The sequence below is a fragment of the Stenotrophomonas sp. genome (genome assembly GCF_032066555.1).
GTDB lineage: Bacteria > Pseudomonadota > Gammaproteobacteria > Xanthomonadales > Xanthomonadaceae > Stenotrophomonas.
On the sequence record NZ_DAMBKV010000004.1, the window covers coordinates 70,138 to 95,109 of the forward strand.

The following is a 24,972-nucleotide window of genomic DNA, read 5'->3' on the forward strand; positions in this document are numbered from 1 at the left end:
TCGGCAAGGGGCCTTCCCAGGGTAACGAACAGGTAGTGCCGAGCCATGCTCGGCAAGGGGCCTTCCCAGGGTAACGAACAGGTAGTGCCGAGCCATGCTCGGCAGAGGCTTTACCGGTAATGCCCCATGCCGAGCATGGCTCGGCACTACCGGTGCAACGCCCAAACAAGGCCCGCCCTGCGCGGGCCTTGTCCGTTTCAGCGTCCCGGCCGCTTTCAGGCGAAAGCAACGCGCCGCGTCGGCCCGCGCTTCGGCTAAACTGCGGCACGGTTTTTGTGTTCCCCGTCGACAACCCGACGCACCTAGACGAGCCTGACCCCCAGACATGACCAATATCGCCAAGATCCACGCCCGTGAAATCCTCGACAGCCGTGGCAACCCCACGCTGGAAGCCGAAGTCACCCTGGCCGACGGCTCGTTCGGCCGCGCCGCCGTTCCGTCCGGTGCTTCGACCGGTACCAAGGAGGCCGTGGAACTGCGCGATGGCGACAAGACCCGCTACCTGGGCAAGGGCGTGCGCAACGCCGTTGCCAACATCAATGGCGCGATCGCCTCGGCCCTGGTCGGCTTTGATGCCGAAGACCAGCAGGGTCTGGACCGCCGCCTGATCGATCTGGACGGTACCGAGAACAAGGGCCGCCTGGGCGCCAACGCGCTGCTCGGTGTTTCGATGGCGGCCGCGCATGCCGCTGCGGCCTCGAAGAAGCAGGCGCTGTGGCAGTACCTGGGCGCCAAGACCGGCGTTGCACCGTCGCTGCCGGTGCCGATGATGAACATCATCAACGGCGGCGCGCATGCCGACAACAACGTGGACTTCCAGGAGTTCATGGTGCTGCCGGTCGGCTTCAGCTCGTTCAGCGAATCGCTGCGTGCTGGCACCGAGATCTTCCACGCGCTCAAGTCGGTGCTCAAGGGCCACGGCCTGAGCACGGCGGTGGGTGACGAAGGCGGCTTCGCACCGGACTTCCGCAGCAACGTCGAAGCGCTGGACACCATTCTGGAAGCCATCGGCAAGGCCGGTTACACCGCCGGCGAAGACATCCTGCTGGGCCTGGACGTCGCCTCCAGCGAGTTCTACGAGAACGGCAAGTACAACCTGGTCGGCGAGAACAAGCGCCTGACCTCCGAGCAGTTCGTCGACTTCCTGGCCGACTGGACCGCGCAGTACCCGATCATCACCATCGAAGACGGCTTGGCCGAGAACGACTGGGCCGGTTGGAAGCTGCTGACCCAGCGCATCGGCAACAAGGTGCAGCTGGTGGGTGACGACCTGTTCGTGACCAACCCGAAGATCTTTGCCGAAGGCATCGAGTCGGGCACCGCCAACGCCATCCTGATCAAGGTCAACCAGATCGGCACCCTGACCGAGACCCTGGAAGCGATCGCCATGGCCGACAAGGCCGGTTATGCCGCCATCGTCTCGCACCGCTCGGGTGAAACCGAAGACACCACCATCGCCGATATCGCCGTGGCCACCACCGCCACCCAGATCAAGACCGGCTCGCTGTGCCGCAGCGATCGCGTGGCCAAGTACAACCAGCTGCTGCGCATCGAGGAAGCCCTCGGCAGCGGCGCGCGCTACGCTGGCCGTGACGCGTTTGTCTCGCTCAAGCGCTGATCGTCATGCGTAATTGGCGCTGGCTGCTGCTGGTGCTGGCGGTACTGCTGGCATTGCTGCAGTACCGCTTCTGGTTTGGCCAGGGCAACTCGGGCGAAGTGATGATGCTCGAGGCGCAGGTGGCCAACCAGAAACGTGACAACGATGGTCTGCAGCAGCGCAACGATTCGCTGGCCGCCGAAGTCCAGGATCTGAAGGACGGCGAGGCGGCCATCGAAGAGCGTGCGCGCAGCGAGCTGGGCATGATCAAACCCGGTGAGAAGTTCTACCGGGTGGTCGAGGATGCGCCGGTGGCGGCCCCGGTTGCGCCCGCCGCCACGCCTGCCAATGCAGCGGCAGCAGGGCAGGGCGACCCGCAGTCTCCGCCGGAGAACATCCCATGATCGTGCAGACCTGGGCAGTGGTGCCGGCCGCCGGGCGCGGTACCCGCTTTGGCGGGCCGATGCCCAAGCAATACCTGTTGGCCGAGGGTGAGCCCCTGCTGGCGCATACCCTGCAGGCCTTGCTGTCGCATCCCGGCGTGGCCGGGGTGATGGTGGCCATTGCCGAGAACGACGCCGACTGGCCGGGCTGGAGCTCGTTCGCCGACAAGCCCGTACTGACCTGCGTGGGAGGAGAGACCCGCGCAGCGTCAGTGTTGGCTGGCCTGCAGGCTTTGCCGGACAGCGTGCGTGCCGACGACTTCGTGCTCGTGCATGACGCAGCACGGCCGAATCTGGCGGCCGCTGATCTGAGCCGCCTGCTGGAAGTGGGCCGTGCCGATCCTGTCGGCGGCATCCTGGCTGCGCCTGTGCGCGACACCCTCAAGCGTGCCGGGGACGACGGCGGCATTGATTGCACCGAGCCGCGCGAGCGTCTGTGGCGCGCGCTCACCCCGCAGCTGTTCCGTCGTCATCAACTGACCCGGGCCTTGCTCGATGCGGCTGCAGCCGGCGTCGACGTCACCGACGAGGCCATGGCGATGGAGCGTCAGGGCGTGCGGCCCTTGCTGGTCGAAGGCGCGGAAAGCAATTTCAAGGTCACCACTCCGGCTGACCTGGCCCGTTTCGAATTCGAGCTGTCGCGGCGCGGCAGCTGATCCCTTGCCGGCGCAGTGGCGCCGGCTCTGCCAAGAAGTACCTGCCATGAATTCTCCTGTTTCCTTCCCTCCCATCCGTATTGGCCAAGGCTATGACGTGCATGCCTTCGGCGAGGGTGATCACATCATGCTGGCCGGCGTACGCGTGCCGCACAGCCGTGGCGTGCTGGCGCACAGCGATGGCGACGTCGCCTTGCACGCGCTGTGCGATGCCATGCTCGGCGCGCTGGCGTTGGGGGATATCGGCGTGCATTTCCCGCCTTCCGATGAGCGCTGGAAGGGGGCGGACAGCAGCCGCTTTGTCAGTCATTGCAATGAGCTGCTGCGCGCGCGCGGCTGGGTGGTTGGCAATGTCGACATCACCGTGATCTGTGAGCGTCCCAAGGTTGGCCCGCATGCGCAGGCCATGCGCGAGCAGGTCGCGCAGCTGTTGGCGATCGACCTGGACCGGGTCAGCATCAAGGCCACCACCAGCGAGAAGCTGGGCTTCACCGGGCGCGAGGAGGGCATTGCCGCGCAGGCCGTGGCCTTGCTGGTGGCGGCATGACCGCGCTGCCCTTGGCGTTCGGCGCGCCGGTACTGAGCGCTGCGATCCGCAGCGTGCCGGAAGATTTCCAGGTCGACGAAATCCCCGCCTTCGAGGCAACCGGCGAAGGCGAGCACCTGCTGCTGGACATCCGCAAGCGCGGCGCCAATACCGTGGCCATCGCCAGGCAGCTGGCGCAGTGGGCGGGCGTGCCGGAAATGGGCGTGAGCTATGCAGGGCAGAAGGATCGCCATGCGGTGACCACGCAGCGTTTCAGCGTGCACCTGCCCAAGCGGGTTGCGCCGGATCTGGCCCTGCTGGAATCGGACGAATTGCACGTGCTGGCCTCGACCTGGCACAACCGCAAGCTGCAGCGCGGCGCGTTGGCGGGCAACCGCTTCAAACTGGTGTTGCGCGGCGTGCAGGGCGACAAGGCAGCCATTGAGCAGCGCCTGCAGGTCGTTGCCGCGCGCGGCCTGCCGAACTGGTTTGGTGAGCAGCGCTTTGGCCGCGATGGCGGCAATGTGCCGGCAGCACTGCAGATGTTTGCTGGCCGCCGTGTGCGCAAGGACCAGCGTTCGATGCTGTTGTCGGCCGCGCGCTCGGCCTTGTTCAACCGCGTGCTGGCCGCGCGGGTGGAGCAGGGCAACTGGGACACCGCGCTGGAAGGCGAGGTGTGGATGCTGGATGGCAGCCGCTCGGTGTTCGGACCGGAGCCGATGACGGATGTGTTGGCCGAGCGTCTGGCACGTTTCGACATCCACCCCAGTGCGCCCTTGTGGGGTGTGGGCGAGTTGCGTTCGAGCGATGCCGCACGGACGCTGGAAGAGCAGGCGCTGTCCGATGCGCAGGCCCTGGCCTTGCGCGCCGGGTTGGAGCAAGCCGGGCTCAAGCAGGAGCGGCGCTCGCTGCGGCTCAAGCCTTTGTTGATGCAGCACCAATGGCGGGCCGACGACGTACTGGAAGTGTCGTTTGCGCTGCCTTCTGGCTGTTACGCCACCGCGGTGCTGCATGAACTGGGCACCGTGACCGATGCCAGCCGCAATGAAATTGCCGGCGGCCCGGCACCTGACGCCGAACCATCCAGCGAAGAAAGCGCCGCCGACTGATTGGCCGTGGCGTAGCCCGGGTAAGCGCAGCGCTCCCGGGAGGCAGGGGCCAATGGTGCCTCAAAGCCTCATGTGAACAACCCCGGGTGCGCTGCGCTTACCCGGGCTACAAAGCTACAACGCGGTTCCCGCCGCCTGCCTTGGTCGTTTCAGCGGTTGGCCAGCAGCACCAGTACCGCGCCGGTTCCGCCCTGGGTGGGCGGTGCGGAGTGAAATGCGAGCACATCATTGCGTTGACGCAGCATGCGGTCGACCAGGTTCTTCAATACCGGCGCGCCGCCATCTGACTGCAGGCCCTTGCCGTGGATGATGCGCACGCAGCCGTGTTCATGCGCCCGTGCCTCCAGCAGGAATTGGCGCAGCAGGTTTTCGGCCTGGGCGGCGGTGGCGCCGTGCAGGTCCAGTTCGTCCTGTACGGAATACTGGCCTCGCTTGAGCCGCTGGAACATCTGCGGCGGCAGATTGTCGCGGCGGTAGCTGGCATTGTCGCCGGCTTCCAGGGGTTTGCTGGAACGTAACAGGCGGGCGAATTCACCCAATGCCTCGGATTCATCCTGCTCGGCCATGCGCGCGCGCGGCTTGGGCCGTGGCTTGCCCGCAGCCGGTGCCTCCATCTGGCGCATCGGCGTTACCTCGCCAATGGCCGAACGGAACAGTGCGGCGTCATCTTCTTCATCTGGGTACGACATTTGTACAGCGTAACGTGCGCACAGTCGCAGGCAAGCCCTGCGGGGGTGGAAAGTGCCGCGGCGCATTCCGGTATCATGGTTGCTCAGGTCGGTCCGTCACGGTGATGTACTAACCGGAGGTTCCGGCGATTGCGGCGCTGAGTGGGAGCGTCGCGTGTTGATCCAGTAACCCAGGCCTTTAATGCGCGTACTTGTATCAAATGACGATGGTGTGGACGCCCCCGGCATCAAGATGTTGGCCGAGCAGCTCCGCAGCGCCGGACATGAAGTCACCGTGGTGGCACCGGACCGTGATCGCTCCGGCGCCTCCAACTCACTCACGCTGGATCAACCGGTGCGTCTGCGCCGCATTGACCACTACACCTGCGCGGTCGCGGGCACGCCTACCGACTGCGTGCACCTGGCGTTGACAGGCATGCTCGAGTACGAGCCGGACATCGTGGTGTCTGGCATCAACAATGCCGCCAACCTCGGCGACGACGTGATCTATTCGGGCACCGTGTCGGCAGCGATGGAAGGGCGCGGTCTCGGCCTGCCGTCGGTGGCGGTGTCGCTGGTCACGCACAAGCATGAAGCCAAGCATTTCCTCAGCGCCGCACGCGCCGCGGTGGAAATCGTGTCCCGGCTCATCGCCGATCCCCTGCCAGCGGACACCATTCTCAACGTCAACGTGCCGGACCTGCCCTGGGACGAGATCCGGGGCTTTGAAGTGACCCGGCTTGGCAACCGTCATCGTGCCGAAGCCTGCGTTCCGGCAACCGACCCGCGCGGCAACACCGTGTACTGGATCGGCCCGGCCGGCAGCGAGCAGGACGCTGGTCCTGGCACCGATTTCCATGCGGTGCGTACCGGGCATATTTCGATCACCCCGATCCAGGTCGACCTGACCCGCTATTCGGCGCTGGAAAAGGTCGCCAGCTGGGTGGGTGGGCTGACCGAAACCCTGGGGAAGCCTGAATGACGCCGCGCCTGCGCCTGCAGCCGGAGGCCGTGGGTATCGGCATGACCTCGCAGCGGGTGCGCGACCGTCTGGTGGATCGGCTGCGCGAAGTGGGCATCGCTGACGAGGCCACGCTCAACGCCGTGCGGGTGGTGCCACGCCATCTGTTCATTGATGAGGCGCTGGCCTCACGCGCCTACGAGGACACCGCTCTGCCTATCGGCCATGGCCAGACCATCTCCCAGCCCTGGGTGGTGGCGCGAATGACCGAGGTGGTGCTGGCGGTTGCGCCGAAAAAGGTACTGGAAGTTGGTACCGGCTCGGGCTACCAGGCTGCCATTCTGGGGGCGCTGGGGCTGGAGGTGTTCACCGTCGAGCGTATCGGCGACCTGCTGCGGCAGGCGCGCAAGCGTTTCCGGCATCTGGGCATGAACATCCGTACCAAGCATGACGACGGCCGCATCGGCTGGCCCGAACACGGGCCGTACGATGCCATCGTGGTGACCGCGGCTGCGCCGGCGCTGGTGGATGCCTTGATCGACCAGTTGGCCGTGGGCGGGCGCCTGGTGGCGCCGGTTGGCGGGCCGGGTGGACAGGTGTTGTTGCAACTGACCCGGCAGGCCGATGGCACCATTACCCAGGAAGAACTGGCACCGGTGAGTTTCGTACCGTTGTTGCCGGGCATGCTGGACTGAGAACAGGACTACTCACGGAATGAAGATCTTCGGGCCGTTATACGACCGCGCCATGGTATGGGCCGCCAATGAGCGCGCGCCTACCTATTTGACTGTGCTCAGTTTCATCGAGGCCATCATCTTCCCGGTGATGCCGGAAGTGATGCTGATGCCGATGTGCGTGGCGCAGCCGCGCAAGGGCTGGCGCTTCGCGACGCTGAGCCTGATTGGCTCGATGGCCGGTGCGATGGTCGGTTATGCACTGGGTCATTATGCGTTCGAGGTGCTCAAGCCGATGTTCGAGGCGATGGGCATGCTGCCGGCCATTGAAAGCGGCATCGCGACCCTGCAGGCCAAGATGGCGGAGTCGCCGTGGGCGGTGTTTACCTTCCTGGTGCTGGGCGGCTTCATGCCCATCCCGATGAAGGTCTTCACATGGGCCTCGGGTATCGTCGGCGTGCCGCTGCCGCAGTATGTGTTGAGCATGCTGGTTGGGCGCGGCAAGCGGGTTTATTTGTTGGCGGCGGTGATCCGCTTCGGCGGCGCACAGGCGGCTGAACGGTTGCGGCGCTGGATTGAGCCGCTGGGCTGGATTGCCACCGCATTGGTGGTGGGCCTGGTGGCATGGCTGGTCTGGAGGGCTAAATTCGCATGAATGCATTGATGTTGGGCAAGGGCTTGGGCAGGGCACTGGCTGTTCTGGCAGTGGTCTCGTTGGCGGCGTGCGGTACCGCCACGGTAGTGAAGCCCTCGGGCGGCAGCTCGGGCACGTCCACCTCGACCACGCCGCGCACCTCCGTGGCCAAGCCTGGGCAGACCGCAATCGTGCGACGTGGCGATACGTTGTTCGGCATTGCCCGGATCAACAACATCACCCCGCGTGATCTCGCGGCCTGGAATGGCCTGTCCGAGCCTTACACGATCTACCCGGGTCAGGCCCTGCGGCTGTACCCGGGCGGTGCGACGGCCAGTCGGCCGGCGGGCACCGGCTCGACGACGAGCACCACCCGTCCGGCTACGCCGCCACCGGCAGCGACGCCTACGCCGGTCAACAGTGGCATTGCTTGGCGCTGGCCGGCTGACGGTGCCCTGGTCGGGCGCTTCGTCGCCGGTGAAGCCACCAAGCAGGGCGTGGATATCGCAGGCAGCAGTGGTCAGGCAGTGCGTGCCGCGGGCCCTGGCGTGGTGGTGTACTCCGGCGCTGGCCTGGTGGGCTATGGCGAGCTGATCATCATCAAGCACAACGACCAGTGGCTGTCGGCCTATGGCCACAACCGCAAGCGCCTGGTCAATGAAGGTCAGAGCGTCAAGGCCGGTGACCAGATTGCAGAGATGGGCCGTACGGGCACCTCGCGCGACATGCTGCACTTCGAGATCCGCTACAACGGCAAGCCGGTTGATCCGCTGGTCTATCTGCCGAGCCGCTAGATGTCTGCGGTCCCGTCCTGATCATCGGGCGGGACCCGCAGCAGATATGTCAGACCCAATAGTCGAGGGCGGTGCCGGGATTGCTTCGGTGCCGTGATCGCATCCATGTTTGAAGAGGGGGCAGATGCAGAAGCCGAGGTACTGGTTCCAGGCCGCAAGTAATGGGCAAGGTTGGAGCTGGCCCCTGGCCTGGCAGGGCTGGGTGGTATACGCGCTGGTGGCAGTCCTGTTGCCGGCAGGCTTTCTGTTGTTTCCGCCCACGACCAGCCCGGTCGCGTTCGCCGGCTTCCATGCTTGTGTGGCCCTGTCGACGCTGCTGGTGTGTTGGCTGAAAGGTGAGCCGCTGGCTCGCTAGATCGCAACTCCTGTAGTGGCGAGCCATGCTCGGCAGCCGCTTTCCCGGTGCTGCGCCAGCACGCAGCGGACTCGTGGGAGCGGTGTAAGCCGCGAAGCTGATGAACCATCTGATGCATTGCCTGTAAGGCCCTTGCCGAGCATGGCTCGGCACTACAGGGAGGCATTTGGCCTCGCCAGCAGGTGCTGCGGATCAGGCGTTGTTGGGATTGCCGACGGCCTGCACGCTGACTGATCGTCAGCTTCCGCTCCCACAATAATGCACCGGCGCAGCGTGGCTGCGCGCTACGGGGTGCTTTCCAGGATGATGGCCATCACCACGCGGCGGTTTTCGCCGGCCAGCACGTTGTACGTGCGTGCGGCCGAGGCGTTGTTCATCACCTCGATGCCAATGCCACGGGTCAGGCAGGCCGCCATGATCGCGGCCGGCGGGAAGATCTGCTTCTCACCCGTACCCAGGATCACCAGCGCTGGATTCAACTCCAGTGCTGCCTCCAGATCCTCGGCACGCAACTCGGCCACCGACGCAACCGGCCAGTCCTCTATAAGGTTGTTCGGCGCAAGGATGAAGCTGCGACTCAGTGCGCGGTCATTCACCTGCGCATGGTGGCCATCGGCCGAGCGCAGGGAGTAGGTGTAATCGGGAAGTTCGCGACTGAACTGCATGGATATTCCTCGGCGATCAGCCGCGCGGCAGTACGATCTGGCGCTTTTCCTTGGCCGGGCGGTACAGCACGGCAACATGGCCGATGCGCTGCACCAAGGCGGCGCCGCTGGCCTGGATCAGCTCATCGATCAGCGCGTCGCGGGCCTCGCGGTCTTCTGCTGCAACCTTCACCTTGACCAGTTCGTGGCGTTCCAGCACCTCATCCAGCTCGGCCAAAAAGGCCGGGGTGACCCCTTTGCCGCCGATCTGCAGCAGTGCTTTCAGGTCGTGCGCAATGCCGCGCAGGAATCGGTTCTGGGCCGAGGTCAGGACGATGGACATGCAGGACTACAGGTAATCAAGGGGGTTCAGGGTATCATGACCACCCCTGTGAGCCCCATTGCCGATGCCTTCCCGTAGCAAAAGCAGCCAGCGCTGGCTGAAAGAACACTTTTCCGATCCTTTTGTGAAAAAGGCCCAGAAGGAGGGCATGCGCTCGCGCGCGGCCTACAAGCTGGAGGAGCTGCTGGAGCGTGACCGCCTGCTGAAGCCGCACATGGTGGTGGTCGATCTGGGCGCCGCGCCCGGGGGCTGGTCGCAGCAGGTGCGCAGGCAGATGGGCGACACCGGTCGCGTCCTGGCCCTGGACATTCTGGAGATGCCGCCGCTGGCGGGCGTGGAGTTCCTTCACGGGGACTTCAGGGAAGAAACCGTCCTATCGCAGTTTGAAGCCATGCTCGGCGATCAGCCAGTGGACCTTGTGCTGTCGGATATGGCCCCCAATAAGAGTGGTATGGATGCGGTTGACCAGCCGCGGATGATGCACCTGGCGGAGTTGGCGATGGATTTTGCCGACAACCACCTCAAGCCCGGTGGGGCGTTCCTGATCAAGTTGTTCCAGGGCGTCGGCTTTGATGACTACGTGCGTGAACTGCGCCGTCGTTATGAAAAAGTCGCCATCCGCAAGCCGGATGCTTCGCGCAAGCGTTCACCTGAGGTTTATGCCCTCGGGCAGGGCAAGCGCAGCCAGATGAAGTAAGCTCAACCATACGACTTATCAGAAATTAGTATCTAGAGGGACACCGGAGCCGATGAGGATGAACGACCTGACCAAGAACCTCCTGTTGTGGGTGGTTGTCGCCGTCGTGCTGATGGTGGTGTTCCAGAGCTTTGCCCCGCGCAGCGGCGCAGCGGCTGCTGGCGACGCCCGCAATTACACGCAGTTCCTGCAGGAAGTGGACGCGGGCCGGATCAAGTCGGTCGAATACACCGACAAGACCACCCTCACCACCAACCATCTGCGCTTCAAGCGCGCTGACGGTTCCGACGGTGCCCTGTATGCACCGGCTGACCCCAAGCTGCTGGACCAGCTGTATTCCAAGAATGTTGAAGTTGCCCGTCAGGAACCGGCTGGCCCGAGTTTCTGGGGCATCGTGCTGCAGTTCCTGCCGATACTGCTGCTGATCGGCTTCTGGATCTTCATGATGCGGCAGATGCAGGGCGGTGGCGGCGGCGCCAAGGGCGCGATGTCCTTCGGCAAGTCCCGCGCCAAGCTGCAGGGCGAGGACCAGATCAAGGTCACCTTTGCCGACGTCGCCGGCTGCGACGAGGCCAAGGAAGAAGTCGGTGAACTGGTCGAGTTCCTGCGTGACCCCTCCAAGTTCACCAAGCTGGGCGGCAAGATTCCGCGCGGCGTGCTGATGGTCGGCCCGCCGGGTACCGGCAAGACCTTGCTGGCCCGCGCCATCGCCGGCGAGGCCAAGGTGCCGTTCTTCGCCATTTCCGGTTCGGACTTCGTCGAGATGTTCGTCGGCGTCGGTGCCAGCCGCGTGCGCGACATGTTCGAGCAGGCCAAGAAGCACGCGCCGTGCATCATCTTCATCGACGAAATCGATGCCGTGGGCCGTCACCGCGGCTCGGGCATGGGTGGTGGCCACGATGAGCGCGAGCAGACCCTGAACCAGATGCTGGTCGAGATGGACGGCTTCGAGGGCGGTGAGGGCGTGATCGTGATCGCCGCCACCAACCGTCCGGACGTGCTGGACAAGGCGCTGCTGCGCCCGGGCCGTTTCGATCGCCAGGTCATGGTCGGCCTGCCGGACATCAAGGGCCGCGAGCAGATCCTGCGCGTGCACCTGCGCAAGGTGCCGGCTGCCGATGACGTGCGTCCGGAAGTGCTGGCACGCGGCACCCCGGGTTTCTCCGGTGCCGACCTGGCCAACCTGATCAATGAAGGCGCCCTGTTTGCGGCTCGTCGCAACAAGCAGGAAGTCGACATGAAGGACTTCGAGGACGCCAAGGACAAGATCTACATGGGTCCGGAACGTCGCAGCATGGTCATGCGCGAGGATGAGCGTCGCAACACCGCTTACCACGAGTCCGGCCACGCCGTCGTCGCCATGTCGCTGCCCAAGGCCGACCCGGTGCACAAGGTCACCATCATGCCGCGCGGCTGGGCGCTGGGCGTGACCTGGCAGTTGCCGGAGCACGACCACATCAGCAAGTACCGCGACCGCATGCTGGAAGAACTGGCGATCCTGTTCGGCGGCCGTATTGCCGAGGAGATCTTCGTCGGTGAGATGTCGACCGGCGCTTCCAACGACTTCGAGCGTGCGACCAAGCTGGCCCGTGGCATGGTCACCAAGTACGGCATGTCCGATGTGATGGGTACCATGGTCTACGCCGACGAAGAAGGCGGCTATGGGATGCACAGCAAGACCATTTCCGAGGCGACCCAGCAGAAGGTGGACGCGGAAATCCGGCGCATCCTCGACGAGCAGTACCAGGTTGCCTACAAGATCCTGGAAGAGAAGCGCGATATCGTCGAGGCGATGACCGCTGCGCTGCTGGACTGGGAGACCATCGACGCCGAGCAGGTCAAGGCGATCATGGAAGGCCGCAAGCCGTCGCCGCCTGCGGGTTGGGTGGACAAGGGCGGCAACAACGACCGTACCGACGACGGCAAGGGCGGTGACGCTCCGCAGCCGGTCACGCCGATCACCGACCCTGCCGGCCAGCACTGAGCCGGCAGCGTCGAGGCAACAGCAACGGGCCGGTCTTCCGGCCCGTTTTCATATGCGCCTGCGGTCAGGCTGGGCGAGAATAGCGGGACTTTGGTTTTCTCTGGTTATGCCTCATGAATGATTCCGCGCCGCCGCCCAAGGCACCCTCGGCCAACGTGCCGGAGATGATCATCGCCACCGTGGCCGGCGTCGGTTTCGGGGTGAAGACCAACAACTTCCTGGCCGGCATCTTCATTGGCGTGGTGCTGGGCGTGATCCTCAGCCTGATCGGCAGCCGGATCCGCGCCCGCAACAAGGATTGAGCGGTTGCCGCGCTGTCCCGAGCCTGTCCATGCGCGCGTTTGGGCGTGGCTGCGCTGGCTTAAACTAGCGGCTGTTGCAGTGTGCTGGAGCGCCCATGTTTGATGTTCATCCCACCCTGGAGTGTGGCGACCGTACGCTGCGGCTGGATCGGCCGCAGGTGATGGGTATCGTCAATGTCACTCCGGATTCGTTTTCCGATGGTGGCCAGCATGCGGATACTGCTGCCGCCGTCGCATACGCATTGGCGTTGGTGGAACAAGGTGCCGATCTGCTTGATATCGGTGGCGAATCCACCCGTCCGGGGGCAAGCCCGGTATCCGTGCAGGAGGAGATCGATCGGGTCGTGCCGGTAATCGAAGCCTTGCTCCCGCAGGTGGCGGTGCCGCTGAGTGTGGATACCTTCAAGCCGGAGGTGATGCGCGCCGCGTTGGCCGCTGGCGCGCACATGATCAACGACGTGCAGGCCCTGCAGCAGCCTGGGGCAATGGAGGTGGTTGCCGCGTCGAAGGCGGCAGTGGTGCTGATGCACGCGGTGGGCGGGCCGTACGATGCAGGCATTGCGCAGGCCTACGTTGACGTTGCCGGCGATGTGCAGCGTTTCCTCGCCGAGCGGATCTTTTCCGCCGAAATGGCGGGCATCGGGCGCAAGCGGCTGCTGCTGGACCCGGGTTATGGATTCAACAAGGACACTGCGCAGAACTTCGCCCTGCTTGCTGCACAGGACCGCCTGAACGATCTGGGCGCACCGTTGCTGGCGGGTTTTTCGCGCAAGCGCTGCATCGGTGATGTCACCGGTCGGCTGCTGGCCAGCGAACGTGTGGCCGGCTCGTTGGCCGCGCACCTGCTGGCAGTGCAGAAAGGTGCGATGGTGGTGCGCGTGCATGACGTCGCTGCGACCGTCGATGCGCTCAAGGTGCTGGCTGCGTTTGATGCGGTGCCGGCCCCGCGGGCTGCCAGTCCGGCCATGCCGCGTTGGCCGGACGAGGATTGATGGGTATCGATCAGCGCCCCTTGGCCGTTGCCTTGATGGGGCCGACCGCCTCGGGCAAGACCGCTGCGGCCATTGCCCTGGCCAAGGCTTACGACGGCGAGATTGTCAGCGTCGATTCGGCCCTGGTCTACCGTGGCCTGGAGATCGGTGCGGCCAAGCCCGATGCCATCGAGCAGGATGGCATCCGCCATCACCTGCTGGATCTGCGTGATCCCTGGCAGACCTATTCGGCGGCTGAATTTTCGGCGGATGCGACCGAGGCCGTGCGTGACATCGTTGCGCGCGGCAAAGTACCGATCCTGGCGGGCGGTACCGGCCTGTATTTCCGCGCGCTGCTGCAAGGCCTGTCGCCGATGCCGGAGGCCGATCCCGGCCTGCGGGCGAGCATTGCCGCCGAGGCGGAGGTCTGCGGCTGGCCGGCCTTGCATGCGCAATTGGCGGAGGTCGATCCGGTGGCTGCGGCGCGCATCCATGCCACCGACCCGCAGCGTATCCAACGGGCACTGGAGGTGTATCGCCTGACCGGCAAGCCGATCAGCCATTGGCAGGCGATGCCGGGAATCGCGCGCCTGCCCGCGCGGGTGCTGAAACTGGTGCTGGCGCCGGCCGATCGCGCCGTGTTGCATCAGCGCATCGAGCGCCGTTTCGACCTGATGCTGGAGCGCGGTTTCCTGGATGAGGTGCGGGCACTGCGCGCGCTGCCGCAGATGGCAGCGGTAGCCGCTCCCTTGGACCTGCCAGCGGTACGTGCGGTGGGTTACCGGCAGGCCTGGCAGTTCCTGGACGGGCAGGGCACAGCCGCCGAGTTCCGCGACAAGGGCGTGTTCGCCACCCGCCAACTGGCCAAGCGCCAGCTCACCTGGCTGCGTAGTGAGCTGGATGCGCGCTGGTTTGACCCTGTTCGGGACATGTCTGGTGTGCGGAACGCGGTTTCCCGCTTTGTGGAAGGCTGAGCGGGCGCGCGGCGGTGTACCATCGGGGTTCCGGACGGGCAGGGGATGCCGCCATCGGTCCGGTCCATAAAAACAATAACGAGGAGTAGACGATGTCCAAGGGGCAGTCTTTGCAGGATCCGTTTCTGAATGCGTTGCGCCGCGAGCGCGTGCCGGTTTCGGTGTACCTGGTGAATGGCATCAAATTGCAGGGCACGATCGAGTCGTTTGACCAGTTCGTGGTGCTGCTGCGCAATACCGTCAGCCAGATGGTCTACAAGCACGCCATTTCCACCGTGGTGCCGGCGCGCAACGTGCGCGTGGGGCCGGGTGGTGGCTACGTGCAGTCGGGTGATGGAACTCAGGCAAGCGATGACGATATCGACAACGAATAAGCAGGTGGCGGCGCATGTTTGACCGCTCGAAGAAGGGCGAACATGCGCTGTTGATCCAGCCGCATGTTGGCCGGTTGGAAGAAGATGTACTGGAGGAGTTCACCGATCTGGCGCGCTCGGCCGGGGCGAGCATTGCCGCGACCATCAGTGCGCGCATGGACAGGCCGAACCCCTCCACCCTGATCGGCAGCGGCAAGCTGGAGGAAGTGAAGGCTGCCGCCGATGCCACTGGCGCCGATCTGGTGCTGGTGAACCATCAGCTCAGCCCGGTGCAGGAGCGCAACCTGGAGCGCTACCTGGAACGCCGGGTCATTGATCGTACCGGGCTGATCCTGGACATCTTCGCCCAACGTGCGCACAGCCATGAAGGCAAGCTGCAGGTCGAGCTTGCCCAGCTGCGGCATATCGCCACGCGGCTGGTCCGTGGCTGGACCCACCTTGAGCGTCAGCGCGGTGGTTCCATCGGCCTGCGTGGCCCGGGTGAAACCCAGCTGGAAACCGACCGTCGTCTGCTGCAAAAGCGGGTGGAACAGCTGCAGAAGCGGTTGGAAAAGGTCGAGGTGCAGCGCACCCAGATGCGTCGCGCGCGCGTGCGCAGCGAAATGCCGCGTATCGCGTTGGTTGGCTACACGAACGCTGGCAAGTCCACGCTTTTCAATGCCTTGACCGGCGCAGGTGCGTACGCGGCCGATCTGCTGTTTGCAACCTTGGACCCAACCGTGCGGCGTATCACGCTGCCCGGCGGCAACGCGATGCTGGCTGACACCGTCGGTTTCGTGCGCGACCTGCCCCACGATCTGGTGGCGGCGTTCCGCTCGACCCTGTCCGAAGCGCGTGAGGCGGATTTCCTGCTGCATCTGGTCGATGCCGCTGATCCGTTGCGCGAGGAGCGTATCGCCCAAGTCGATGAGGTATTGGAGGCCGTAGGCGCGGGTGACCTGCCGCAGCTGCTGGTGTTCAACAAGATCGATCGCATCGAAGGTGCCGAAGTGCGCCACGACGCACAGGATGGCGTGCCGGATGAATCACGGCGCGAGCGGGTATGGGTTTCCGCACGCGATGGCCGTGGGCTGGAGCTGCTGCAATCGGTACTGGGCAAGCGTCTGGGCCTGCAGCATGTCACCGGCCAGATCCGTCTGCCGCCAAGTGCTGGCCGCCTGCGTGCGCGCCTGCACCAGCTGGAAGTCATCCGCAGCGAACAGGCTGATGAAGAAGGTTGGCTGATCGATGTGGATATCCCGATTGCCGAAGCCGAGAAGCTGGCGGCAAGCGAAGACGGCGCGGTGATCCGCCCGCTGTTGCCGGAAAAGCTGCCCGAATGGTGATTCGGGCGGAAAGAGACAGCCGGCCTCGTGCCGGCTGTCTTGTTTTGCAGAAGCGGCGTGAGCCGCCAAGCAGGGGTTCCCGAAGCTGGTAGCACCCGTGCAATCTGATGATGTGTCGGCTTCGCGGCTTACGCCGCTCCTACAACTCCCATGCGGGCGTCATCTGCGGTAAAACATAAGGGTTCTCGTCCAGCCCCCCCTATCGCAATGTCCAATCCAACCGATGCCAATCTCAATGCCCTGGCCGCCGCGCTCGGCGAACGCCTGCAGCACGCCGCGTTGCAGCTGGTGACTGCGGAAAGCTGCAGCGGCGGCTGGATTGCCAAGAGCATGACCGATATCGCCGGCTCCTCTGCGTTTTTTGACTGCGGCATGGTGGTCTACAGCTACGAAGCCAAGCAGCGTCTGCTTGGCGTCCGCGCGCAGACCCTGGAGCAGTTCGGTGCGGTCAGCCGCGAAACCGTGCTGGAAATGGTGGCCGGCGCGCTGATCAACTCCGGTGCGGGCATCGCGGTGGCGGTGACCGGCATCGCCGGCCCCGGCGGCGGTAGCCCGGACAAACCGGTCGGCAGCGTCTGGATAGGCTGGAAGCGCCGCGGTGGCTACGCGCGTGCGCAGTTGTTCCAGTTCGATGGCGACCGTGATGCCATACGGCGGCAAACCGTAGCGGCGGCATTGCGGGGCATCGACGAGCATCTGTGACATGCTGGTCCGGCCACCAACCGGGATAAGTTGCGATGTGGGAAACACTGGGCACGGTACGTGATCTGGGCCGCTTGCAGGAAATAGCGGCAGTCCTGATCCGCTATGGATTCGGCGACGTGGTGCGGCGTACGGGCCTGGCTTCGGTACTGGAACGCGCGGGCCGGCTGGTGCGCTGGAACGACAGCCAGCAGATGCTGCGGATGACCGCGCCAGTACGCGTGCGCAGCGCGATGCAGGAACTGGGGCCAACCTTCGTCAAGCTTGGCCAGGTGCTGGCCACACGCGTGGACCTGTTGCCGCCGGAGTGGATCGCCGAGCTGTCCGAGCTGCAGAACGCAGTGCCTGCGCTGCCCTATGTCGCGATCCGCGAGCAGCTGGAGGCCGATCTGGGAGCGCCTCCAGCGCAGGTGTTCGCCTTCCTGGATGAAACCCCGATGGCTGCCGCCTCCTTGGCGCAGGCGCATCGCGCACGTCTGCACGACGGCCGCGAAGTGGTGCTGAAGGTGCGCAGGCCCGGCATTCGCGACGTGGTTGAAGCAGACCTTCGGCTGCTGGCGCGGTTGGCTGAGATCGTCGAGGCACGCCTGCCGGATCTGCGCCGCTATCGGCCGGCGGAAGTGGTGCAGCAGTTCACCCAGTCGCTGCGCAGCGAGATGGATTTCGCCGCCGAATGCCGCAATTCCGAGCGCATCGCACGCAACTTCGATGGCCGCGATGACATCCTGATTCCCGGCGTGCACTGGCAGTGGACCTGCGAAAGCCTCAACGTGCAGGACTTCGTTGATGGCATTCCCGGCCGCAAGCTGGAGGCCGTCGACGACGCCGGTCTGGATCGTGCAGCGCTGGCCCGGCGTGGCGCCGATATCGTGCTGAAAATGGTGCTGGAAGACGGCTATTTCCATGCCGATCCGCATCCCGGCAATATTTTCTACATGCGCGACGGCCGCATCGGCGTGATCGACTTCGGCATGGTCGGTGCGCTGTCCGAAACGCGCCGTTTCCAGGTCGCGCAGCTGCTGCACGGGCTGGTCGAGCAGGAGCCGCAGGTGGTTGCCGACGTACTGCTGGACTGGGCCGGCGGCGTGGAGGTGGATGAAGCGCGCCTGCAGCAGGACATCAGCCAATTCGTCGATCAATACTGCGGCGTACCGTTGAAGGACCTGCGCATCGGCCTGATGCTCGGCGACATCACCCAGTTGCTGCGCAGCTACAGCCTGACCTTGCCGGCCGACCTCGCGCTGATGATCAAGGCCTTCCTGACCCTGGAAGGCATGGGCCGGCAGCTGGATCCGGACTTCGACATGGCCAGTGCGGCGCGCCCATTCCTGGAACGGGTGGTGCTGCAGCGCTATGCACCCAAGGCGCTGCTCAAGCGTGGCCGCCGCAGCCTGCTTGGGATGTTGGATCTCGCCGGTGAACTGCCGCGCGATCTACGCCGGCTGGTGCAGGCTGCAAGGCGCGGGCAGTTGAAGCTGCGCGTGGAAACCACGGCGTTGCAGGGCTTTGGCGATCAGGTGAACCGGGCCGCCAACCGCCTGGTGGTCGGTGTCATTACGGCTGCCTTGATCATTGGCTCCTCGATCGTGATGCACAGCGTAGGTGGGCTTTCCAGCCGCTGGTTCCTGGCGCTCGGCCTGGGCGGCTTCGTCGGTGCGGGCATTTGCGGGGTGTGGATACTGTTCTCGATCTGGCGCAGCGGTCGCCACCACTGATCTTCGCCGAGGGGCTTGCAGATCTTTTTGTTAGTAGTAATACTACTAACCATGAACCTCACCGACACCCAGCAGGCCATCCTCGACTTGATCGCTGAGCGCATCGAGGCCGAGGGCATGCCGCCATCGCAGACCGAGATCGCCCGCGCCTTTGGTTTCAAGGGTGTGCGCTCGGCCCAGTACCACCTGGACGCACTGGAAGCGGCTGGCGCCATCGAGCGCGTTCCCGGCCGTGCCCGCGGCATCCGCCTGCTGCGTCAGGAAGGCGAGGGCGATGCCGAGTCGCATGCGCCTGTGCAGGCTGCCAATGACGATGTGCTGCGCCTACCGATCCTGGGTCGGGTCGCTGCTGGTCTGCCGATTGGCGCGGACATCGGCTCGGACGATTACGTCGTGCTGGACAAGGTGTTCTTCTCGCCGGCGCCGGATTACCTGCTGAAAGTGCAGGGTGATTCGATGATCGATGAAGGCATTTTCAATGGCGACTTGATCGGTGTGCATCGCACCCGTGATGCCGTTTCCGGGCAGATCGTGGTCGCCCGCATCGACGATGAGATCACGGTCAAGCTGCTGAAGATCGCCAAGGACCGGATCCGCCTGCTGCCGCGCAACCCGGACTACGCGCCGATCGAGGTCCTGCCCGATCAGGATTTCTCCATCGAAGGGCTGTATTGCGGCCTGCTCAGGCCAAATCGCTGAAACCGGCCGGTGTGAGGCGCGCGGAATTGAAACCAGCTGAGCCGGGATCTGCGCATTTCGCAGCCGCAACTGACTGTTTTCCTTACGTAGGGCGGGTGTTTGGGCTGCTGTCGGTATCCTTGTCGGCCAAATAATTTTGTCGTCTCGGTTGCAGTCTCAGCCTGTGCGATACGACACCCCTACAGTGGACCCCATGACGAAATCAACGAAATCAACCCCGAGGACGAACACGATGGACGAGAACAAGAAGCGCGCACTTACCGCCGCACTGAGTCAGATCGAAAAGCAGTTCGGCAAAGGCTCGGTAATGCGTATGGGCGACCGTGTTGTCGAACCCGTCGAAGTGATCCCAACGGGCTCGTTGATGCTGGACATCGCACTGGGCATCGGCGGTCTGCCCAAGGGCCGCGTGGTCGAGATCTACGGTCCGGAATCCTCCGGCAAGACCACCCTGACCCTGCAGGCCATTGCCGAATGCCAGAAGCTGGGCGGCACCGCTGCCTTCATCGACGCCGAGCACGCACTGGACCCGATCTACGCGGCCAAGCTGGGCGTCAATGTAGACGACCTGCTGCTGTCGCAGCCGGACACCGGCGAGCAGGCGCTGGAAATCGCCGACATGCTGGTGCGGTCGGGCTCGGTGGACATCGTGGTGGTCGACTCGGTTGCCGCGCTGACCCCGCGTGCTGAAATCGAAGGCGAAATGGGCGACCAGCTGCCGGGCCTGCAGGCCCGCCTGATGAGCCAGGCGCTGCGCAAGCTGACCGGCAACATCAAGCGCTCCAATACGCTGGTCATCTTCATCAATCAGTTGCGCATGAAGATCGGCGTGATGATGCCGGGCCAGAGCCCGGAAACCACCACCGGTGGCAACGCGCTGAAGTTCTACGCCTCGGTGCGCCTGGATATCCGCCGTATCGGTGCGATCAAGAAGGGCGACGAGATCATTGGCAACCAGACCAAGATCAAGGTGGTCAAGAACAAGCTGGCGCCTCCGTTCAAGCAGGTCATCACCGAAATCCTCTATGGCGAAGGCATCTCCCGCGAAGGCGAGCTGATCGACATGGGCGTGGATGCCAAGCTGGTCGACAAGGCCGGTGCCTGGTACAGCTACGGCGAGGAGCGCATCGGCCAGGGCAAGGACAACGCCCGCGGCTATCTGCGTGACAACCCGCAGGTTGCGGCCCGCCTCGAGGCGGAGCTGCGCGAAAAGTTCCAACCCACCGAAGCGGCGCGCGAAGAAGGCGACGACGAGGACGGCGAGGAGTGATTTTCCCGCGGGGGCGGGCGGCGCATCGTCAGTGACGTCGTCCGCTCCTGCGGCATTTTGTCCATGAAGATCCCGCGCCACGGATGGGGCGGGGTTGGTCGTGGCGGAATAGAGCGTGGTGGGCACGATGACGGAAATCGATGATCAGCCTGCGGGCAAAAGCAAGCGGGGGCGCCAGCAGACGCCGTTGCAGCGTGCCTTGGGGCTTTTGGTAAGGCGTGAACACTCGCGCAAGGAACTTGGCCGCAAGCTCAAGTCCCGCGGCGTGGATCCTGATGCGGTCGATGCGGCGGTGGCCAAGCTGGCCGATGAAGGCTGGCAGGATGACACCCGTTTTGCCCAGTCGTTGGTTCACAGCCGTGCAGCCAGCGGCTACGGGCCGCTGCACATCCGCGCAGAGCTGGGCACCCACGGACTGGATAGCGAGTTGATCGAGGCCGCCATGGCCTCGTTTGAAGGCGATTGGACCGAAAATGCGCGTGAGCTGGTATGCCGCCGTTTTGGTGCCAGTGGCCCGGAAGATCTGGCACAGCGGCGCAAAGCCGCGGATCTATTGGCCCGGCGCGGGTTTGATGGCAACTGCATCCGCCAGGCCAGTCGCTACGATCCCGAGGACTGATGAGGACTGGGCGGGCTGGGCCTGATACCCTTTCAGGGTTTCGGTTGTCCCGAATTCCCGCGCCTGCACAGGCTGCCGGGACCCGTTTGCCAGCTTACCGCCAGTCCCCATGAATACACCTGCCAAATTTACGACCTCACAGATCCGCGCTGACTTCCTCGAATTCTTCAAGGGCAAGGGCCACACCATCGTGCCGTCGGCACCCTTGGTGCCAGGCAACGACCCGACCCTGCTGTTCACCAATTCCGGCATGGTGCAGTTCAAGGACGTGTTCCTTGGCGCGGAAAAGCGCAGCTACGTGCGCGCGGCCGACGTCCAGCGCTGCCTGCGTGCTGGCGGCAAGCACAACGATCTGGACCAGGTCGGTTACACCGCCCGCCACCACACCTTCTTCGAAATGCTGGGCAACTGGTCCTTCGGCGACTACTTCAAGAAGGACGCCATTGCCTGGGCCTGGGAGCTGCTGACCCAGGTCTGGAAGCTGCCGGCCGATCGCCTGCTGGTTACCGTTTACCAGACCGATGACGAGGCCTACGCGCTGTGGCGCGACATGATCGGCATCCCGGAATCGCGCATCGTACGCATCGGCGACAACAAGGGGGCGCCGTTCGCGTCGGACAATTTCTGGCAGATGGCCGATACCGGTCCCTGCGGTCCCTGCACCGAGATCTTCTATGACCACGGCGAGCATATCGCCGGTGGCCCGCCGGGCTCGCCGGATGAAGATGGCGACCGCTTCATCGAAATCTGGAACCTGGTGTTCATGCAGTTCGATCGCCAGCCAGACGGTTCGCTGCAGCCGCTGCCGGCGCCGTGCGTGGACACCGGCATGGGCTTGGAGCGCCTGGCGGCGATCCTGCAGCACGTGCACACCAACTACGAAATCGACCTGTTCCAGGCGCTGATCCGCAAGGCGTCCGAGCTGACCGGCATGGCCGACCTGGAGAACAAGTCGCTGCGGGTCATCGCCGACCACATCCGTGCCTGTTCCTTCCTGATCGTCGATGGCGTGCTGCCGTCCAACGAAGGCCGTGGTTACGTCCTGCGCCGTATCATCCGCCGCGCCCTTCGCCATGGCTGGATGCTGGGCGTGCGCCAGCCGTTCTTCAACAAGCTGGTGCCGACCCTGATCGAGCAGATGGGCGAGGCCTATCCGGAACTGCCGGCGCAGGCCGACACCGTGGTGCGCGCTTTGCTGGCCGAAGAAGAGCGTTTTGCCGAAACGCTCGATTCGGGCATGAAGATTTTCGATGACGTCGCCGCCAAGGTCAGCGATGGCGTCATTCCGGGCGTTGACGCGTTCCGTCTGTATGACACCTATGGCTTCCCGGTCGACCTGACCGCTGACATCGCCCGCGAACGTGGCATGACGGTGGACATGGCCGGCTTTGATGCCTCGATGGAGCACCAGCGCGAGACGGCGCGTGCGGCCGGCAAGTTCGGCGGCGGCGTGACGCTGTCCGCCGAACTTGTTGCCAGCCTCAGCCCGACGGTGTTCCTCGGCTACGACCGCCTGCAGGCCGATGGCCTGAAGGTTGTCGCGCTGATCAAGGACGGTCGTTCGGTCGACGCCGTGCAGGCGGGCGATGAGGTCATCGTGTTCACTGCGCAGACCCCGTTCTACGCCGAGTCCGGTGGTCAGGTCGGCGATACCGGCGTGCTGTCGGCTGGCAGCGTCAAGCTGGCTGTCAGTGACACGCAGAAGTTCGCTGGGCAGTTCCATGGCCATGTCGGCAAGCTGGAGCAGGGCACACTGAAGGTTGGTGACGTATTGGCGGGTGCGGTCGACGCTGCGCGTCGCAGCGCCACCATCCTCAACCACTCGGCTACCCATCTGTTGCACGCCGCCCTGCGCGAAGTGCTGGGCACCCACGTGCAGCAGAAGGGCTCGCTGGTGGCGCCGGATCGCCTGCGTTTCGACTTCTCGCACTTCCAGCCGATCACCGCCGAAGAACTGGCCGTCATCGAGCGCAAGGTCAACGAGCAGGTGCGTGCCAACAACGCTGCCGAAGTGCACAACATGGGCATGCAGGAAGCGCTGGACTTCGGTGCCATGGCACTGTTCGGCGAGAAGTACGGCGAGAACGTGCGCGTGCTGAAGATGGGCGAGTACTCCACCGAGCTGTGTGGCGGCACCCACGTTTCGCGGACCGGCGATATCGGCCTGTTCAAGATCACTTCCGAGGGCGGTGTGTCCTCGGGCGTGCGTCGTATCGAGGCGGTGACCGGGCAGGGCGCGCTGGACTATGTGGCCGACGAGGAGGCGCGCCTGCACGAAGCGGCGCAGCTGCTCGGCGGCAGTGTCGGCGACGTGGTCGACAAGATCCGCCAGCTGGGTGAGCGGCAGAAGAAGCTGGAGCGCGAACTGGAAGCCCTGAAGGCCAAGGTTGCCTCTGGTGCCACTGCCGATCTCGGCGGCTCGGCGGTCGATGTGGCCGGCGTGAAGGTGCTGGCGGTGCGTCTGGAAGGTTTTGATGCCAAGGCGCTGCGCGACGCGATGGATCGCCTGAAGCAGCAGCTGGGCGACGCCATCATCGTGCTGGCCGGTGTGCAGGACGGCAAGGCCGCGCTTGTGGCGGGCGTGAATGGTGCGGCGCTGGGCAAGGTCAAGGCGGGCGAGTTGCTGGCGCACGTTGCGGCCCAGATCGGCGGCAAGGGCGGTGGTCGTCCGGACATGGCCCAGGGTGGCGGTGAGGATGGTCCCAAGCTGGTGGCGGCCCTTGAGGGCGTCGTGGCATGGGTCAAGCCGCATCTGGCCTGAATGTGACAAGTCGTGCACCTTGAAGGTGTTTGCGCCCTGACGGTAACATTGGGAGTCTTTTCCCCTTTGTCGTGGGGCGCATAGCTCGAAGCGCGCCAATGCCGGTGGGAAACCCACCGGTTCCATGGAGATTTACACAATGTTGATCCTGACTCGCCGAGTAGGCGAAACCTTGATGATCGGCGACTCGGTCAGCGTGACCGTGCTCGGCGTCAAGGGCAACCAGGTACGTATCGGTATTACCGCGCCGAAGGACGTTGCTGTCCATCGCGAGGAGATTTTCCAGCGTATCCAGCGTGGCGATGAGCCCGCGACTCCGGGAAGTGAAGAAACTTCCGAATAAGGGGTTTACCTTTCACCTCGTTTAACGTTATTCTTCGCGCCCCGCTTAGGAATACACGCAGCGGGGCAAGAGAAACGGAGTGATGCCCGAGTGGCTGAAGGGGCTCCCCTGCTAAGGGAGTATAGGGTTAAAAGCTCTATCGAGGGTTCGAATCCCTCTCACTCCGCCAGTTTCAAAAAAGCCCCTTTATCGGGGCTTTTTTGTGCCTGTGGGTTTTTCATTCGCGTTCTCCTTGAGTTTCTTTCTCGGGGCTGTCGTGTGTGGCGCGAGCAATGGGGTTGCGCGACTGTAGGGCGCGGTGGGGCTGTGCTGGTGGTCGCACTGTAGTGCCGAGCCATGCTCGGCAGAGACCCTCCCGATAATGCCTCTGCCGCGCATGGCGCGGCACAGTGCTACTTGCGCCGAAGCGCATTCGCTTCTTTGTAGCAGCGGCGTAAGCCGCGAAGCTGATGCTCGATCAGGTTGCGGGCCTGCGCGGGTGATTTCAGTGGTGTCAGCTTCGCGGCTTGCGCCGCTCCTGCAGGTGCTGATGCGCCTCTGGAGGTGTGTAGGGTGGGGTGGTGCTGTGCTGATGTGCTGCTGGGAAAGCCTCTGCCGAGCATGGCTCGGCACTACCAGTGCTCGCGCTCCTGCGTCGCTGGTGCGCGCTGAAGGGCGTGCAGGGTGCGATGGGGTGCCGCTGTAGAGCCGAGCCATGCTCGGCTGGAGCTTTCCCGGTAACGCCTCTGCCGAGCATGGCTCGGCACTACGGACTTGTCTGCTAAAAACACGCATAAAAAAACAGCAGGCAATGCCTGCTGTTTTTGGTATTGGTGCGCTCGGAGAGATTCGA

The 24,972-nt window shown here is 64.4% G+C and carries 26 protein-coding genes and 2 tRNA genes (1 of these 28 only partly in view); 24 read left to right on the plus strand and 4 right to left on the minus strand.

From position 1 onward, the window contains the following. The first annotated feature begins 325 nt into the window (after positions 1 to 325). Genes eno through truD form a run of 5 tightly spaced genes read left to right on the plus strand, consistent with a single transcriptional unit; the run spans position 326 to position 4,331 of the window. Positions 326 to 1,618, plus strand: coding sequence for a phosphopyruvate hydratase (gene eno, locus RT131_RS07025; RefSeq protein ID WP_313171526.1), 1,293 nt, complete (start codon positions 326 to 328; stop codon positions 1,616 to 1,618). 5 nt (positions 1,619 to 1,623) lie between these two features. After that, positions 1,624 to 2,001: a cell division protein FtsB gene (ftsB, locus tag RT131_RS07030; RefSeq protein WP_293707297.1), complete on the plus strand. Its 378-nt coding sequence runs from the start codon at positions 1,624 to 1,626 to the stop codon at positions 1,999 to 2,001. Further along, entirely contained in the window at positions 1,998 to 2,696 is a 699-nt protein-coding gene (ispD, locus tag RT131_RS07035; protein ID WP_313171529.1) for a 2-C-methyl-D-erythritol 4-phosphate cytidylyltransferase, read from the plus strand. Before ftsB ends, ispD begins: the two co-directional genes overlap by 4 nt. Before the next feature lie 46 nt (positions 2,697 to 2,742). Beyond that, the gene (gene ispF, locus RT131_RS07040) at positions 2,743 to 3,243 is read left to right on the plus strand and encodes a 2-C-methyl-D-erythritol 2,4-cyclodiphosphate synthase (protein ID WP_313171530.1); all 501 of its coding nucleotides are present in this window, start codon (positions 2,743 to 2,745) and stop codon (positions 3,241 to 3,243) included. Then, positions 3,240 to 4,331, plus strand: a complete 1,092-nt coding sequence (gene truD, locus RT131_RS07045; RefSeq protein WP_313171532.1) for a tRNA pseudouridine(13) synthase TruD — start codon at positions 3,240 to 3,242, stop codon at positions 4,329 to 4,331. Before ispF ends, truD begins: the two co-directional genes overlap by 4 nt. Before the next feature lie 149 nt (positions 4,332 to 4,480). On the opposite strand, the gene RT131_RS07050 is transcribed toward truD, so the two are convergent. Continuing rightward, positions 4,481 to 5,020: a Smr/MutS family protein gene (locus RT131_RS07050; protein WP_313171534.1), complete on the minus strand. Its 540-nt coding sequence runs from the start codon at positions 5,018 to 5,020 to the stop codon at positions 4,481 to 4,483. A 181-nt stretch (positions 5,021 to 5,201) separates the two neighbouring features. On the opposite strand from RT131_RS07050, the gene surE reads away from it, so the two are divergent. The 4 genes from surE to RT131_RS07070 are packed head-to-tail and all read left to right on the plus strand — an operon-like array spanning position 5,202 to position 8,062. Continuing rightward, positions 5,202 to 5,981 (plus strand): 5'/3'-nucleotidase SurE, encoded by a 780-nt coding sequence (gene surE / locus RT131_RS07055; RefSeq protein ID WP_313171536.1) that lies wholly within the window; start codon positions 5,202 to 5,204, stop codon positions 5,979 to 5,981. Continuing rightward, positions 5,978 to 6,655, plus strand: a complete 678-nt coding sequence (locus RT131_RS07060; protein WP_313171538.1) for a protein-L-isoaspartate(D-aspartate) O-methyltransferase — start codon at positions 5,978 to 5,980, stop codon at positions 6,653 to 6,655. Before surE ends, RT131_RS07060 begins: the two co-directional genes overlap by 4 nt. A gap of 19 nt (positions 6,656 to 6,674) precedes the next feature. Next, a complete protein-coding gene (locus RT131_RS07065; RefSeq protein ID WP_313171540.1) occupies positions 6,675 to 7,289 on the plus strand; it encodes a YqaA family protein in 615 nt (204 codons plus the stop codon). Then, positions 7,286 to 8,062: a peptidoglycan DD-metalloendopeptidase family protein gene (locus RT131_RS07070; protein WP_313171542.1), complete on the plus strand. Its 777-nt coding sequence runs from the start codon at positions 7,286 to 7,288 to the stop codon at positions 8,060 to 8,062. Before RT131_RS07065 ends, RT131_RS07070 begins: the two co-directional genes overlap by 4 nt. 639 nt (positions 8,063 to 8,701) lie before the next feature. Here RT131_RS07070 and RT131_RS07075 read toward each other — a convergent pair. Continuing rightward, positions 8,702 to 9,082, minus strand: a complete 381-nt coding sequence (locus RT131_RS07075) for an Mth938-like domain-containing protein (protein ID WP_313171544.1) — start codon at positions 9,080 to 9,082, stop codon at positions 8,702 to 8,704. 16 nt (positions 9,083 to 9,098) lie between these two features. Next, complete coding sequence (yhbY, locus tag RT131_RS07080) at positions 9,099 to 9,404, minus strand: ribosome assembly RNA-binding protein YhbY (protein ID WP_313171546.1); 306 nt, start codon at positions 9,402 to 9,404, stop codon at positions 9,099 to 9,101. Positions 9,405 to 9,468: 64 nt separating this feature from the next. Between yhbY and rlmE the strand changes: the two genes are divergently transcribed. The 15 genes from rlmE (at position 9,469) to RT131_RS07155 (ending at position 24,309) form a co-directional block, all read left to right on the plus strand. Further along, a complete protein-coding gene (gene rlmE, locus RT131_RS07085; protein ID WP_313171548.1) occupies positions 9,469 to 10,101 on the plus strand; it encodes a 23S rRNA (uridine(2552)-2'-O)-methyltransferase RlmE in 633 nt (210 codons plus the stop codon). 58 nt (positions 10,102 to 10,159) lie between these two features. Beyond that, entirely contained in the window at positions 10,160 to 12,085 is a 1,926-nt protein-coding gene (ftsH, locus tag RT131_RS07090; RefSeq protein ID WP_313171550.1) for an ATP-dependent zinc metalloprotease FtsH, read from the plus strand. Positions 12,086 to 12,198: 113 nt separating this feature from the next. Further along, positions 12,199 to 12,387 carry a hypothetical protein gene (locus tag RT131_RS07095; protein ID WP_313171552.1) on the plus strand — a complete coding sequence of 63 codons (189 nt, stop codon included), beginning with the start codon at positions 12,199 to 12,201 and terminating at the stop codon, positions 12,385 to 12,387. A 95-nt stretch (positions 12,388 to 12,482) separates the two neighbouring features. Beyond that, positions 12,483 to 13,379, plus strand: coding sequence for a dihydropteroate synthase (gene folP, locus RT131_RS07100; RefSeq protein ID WP_313171554.1), 897 nt, complete (start codon positions 12,483 to 12,485; stop codon positions 13,377 to 13,379). Further along, positions 13,379 to 14,332 (plus strand): tRNA (adenosine(37)-N6)-dimethylallyltransferase MiaA, encoded by a 954-nt coding sequence (gene miaA, locus RT131_RS07105; RefSeq protein WP_313171556.1) that lies wholly within the window; start codon positions 13,379 to 13,381, stop codon positions 14,330 to 14,332. Before folP ends, miaA begins: the two co-directional genes overlap by 1 nt. Before the next feature lie 92 nt (positions 14,333 to 14,424). After that, complete coding sequence (hfq, locus tag RT131_RS07110) at positions 14,425 to 14,706, plus strand: RNA chaperone Hfq (protein ID WP_313171558.1); 282 nt, start codon at positions 14,425 to 14,427, stop codon at positions 14,704 to 14,706. Positions 14,707 to 14,720: 14 nt separating this feature from the next. Then, positions 14,721 to 16,031: a ribosome rescue GTPase HflX gene (gene hflX, locus RT131_RS07115; protein ID WP_313171562.1), complete on the plus strand. Its 1,311-nt coding sequence runs from the start codon at positions 14,721 to 14,723 to the stop codon at positions 16,029 to 16,031. Between the two features lie 207 nt (positions 16,032 to 16,238). Continuing rightward, on the plus strand, positions 16,239 to 16,733 hold the full coding sequence (locus RT131_RS07120; protein WP_313171564.1) for a CinA family protein: 495 nt from the start codon (positions 16,239 to 16,241) through the stop codon (positions 16,731 to 16,733). A gap of 35 nt (positions 16,734 to 16,768) precedes the next feature. Then, positions 16,769 to 18,448 (plus strand): 2-polyprenylphenol 6-hydroxylase, encoded by a 1,680-nt coding sequence (gene ubiB / locus RT131_RS07125; RefSeq protein ID WP_313171566.1) that lies wholly within the window; start codon positions 16,769 to 16,771, stop codon positions 18,446 to 18,448. A 51-nt stretch (positions 18,449 to 18,499) separates the two neighbouring features. After that, positions 18,500 to 19,147 carry a transcriptional repressor LexA gene (gene lexA / locus RT131_RS07130; protein ID WP_313171568.1) on the plus strand — a complete coding sequence of 216 codons (648 nt, stop codon included), beginning with the start codon at positions 18,500 to 18,502 and terminating at the stop codon, positions 19,145 to 19,147. A gap of 232 nt (positions 19,148 to 19,379) precedes the next feature. Beyond that, positions 19,380 to 20,417: a recombinase RecA gene (gene recA, locus RT131_RS07135; RefSeq protein WP_313171569.1), complete on the plus strand. Its 1,038-nt coding sequence runs from the start codon at positions 19,380 to 19,382 to the stop codon at positions 20,415 to 20,417. 127 nt (positions 20,418 to 20,544) lie between these two features. Then, positions 20,545 to 21,036 (plus strand): recombination regulator RecX, encoded by a 492-nt coding sequence (gene recX, locus RT131_RS07140; protein ID WP_313171571.1) that lies wholly within the window; start codon positions 20,545 to 20,547, stop codon positions 21,034 to 21,036. A gap of 109 nt (positions 21,037 to 21,145) precedes the next feature. Continuing rightward, positions 21,146 to 23,797 carry an alanine--tRNA ligase gene (alaS, locus tag RT131_RS07145; RefSeq protein WP_313171573.1) on the plus strand — a complete coding sequence of 884 codons (2,652 nt, stop codon included), beginning with the start codon at positions 21,146 to 21,148 and terminating at the stop codon, positions 23,795 to 23,797. 139 nt (positions 23,798 to 23,936) lie between these two features. After that, positions 23,937 to 24,140, plus strand: coding sequence for a carbon storage regulator CsrA (csrA, locus tag RT131_RS07150; protein ID WP_057628248.1), 204 nt, complete (start codon positions 23,937 to 23,939; stop codon positions 24,138 to 24,140). A 76-nt stretch (positions 24,141 to 24,216) separates the two neighbouring features. Beyond that, positions 24,217 to 24,309: transfer RNA gene (locus RT131_RS07155), tRNA-Ser, on the plus strand. 641 nt (positions 24,310 to 24,950) lie between these two features. Here RT131_RS07155 and RT131_RS07160 read toward each other — a convergent pair. After that, positions 24,951 to 24,972, minus strand: a tRNA-Arg gene (locus RT131_RS07160) (it continues 155 nt past the right edge of the window).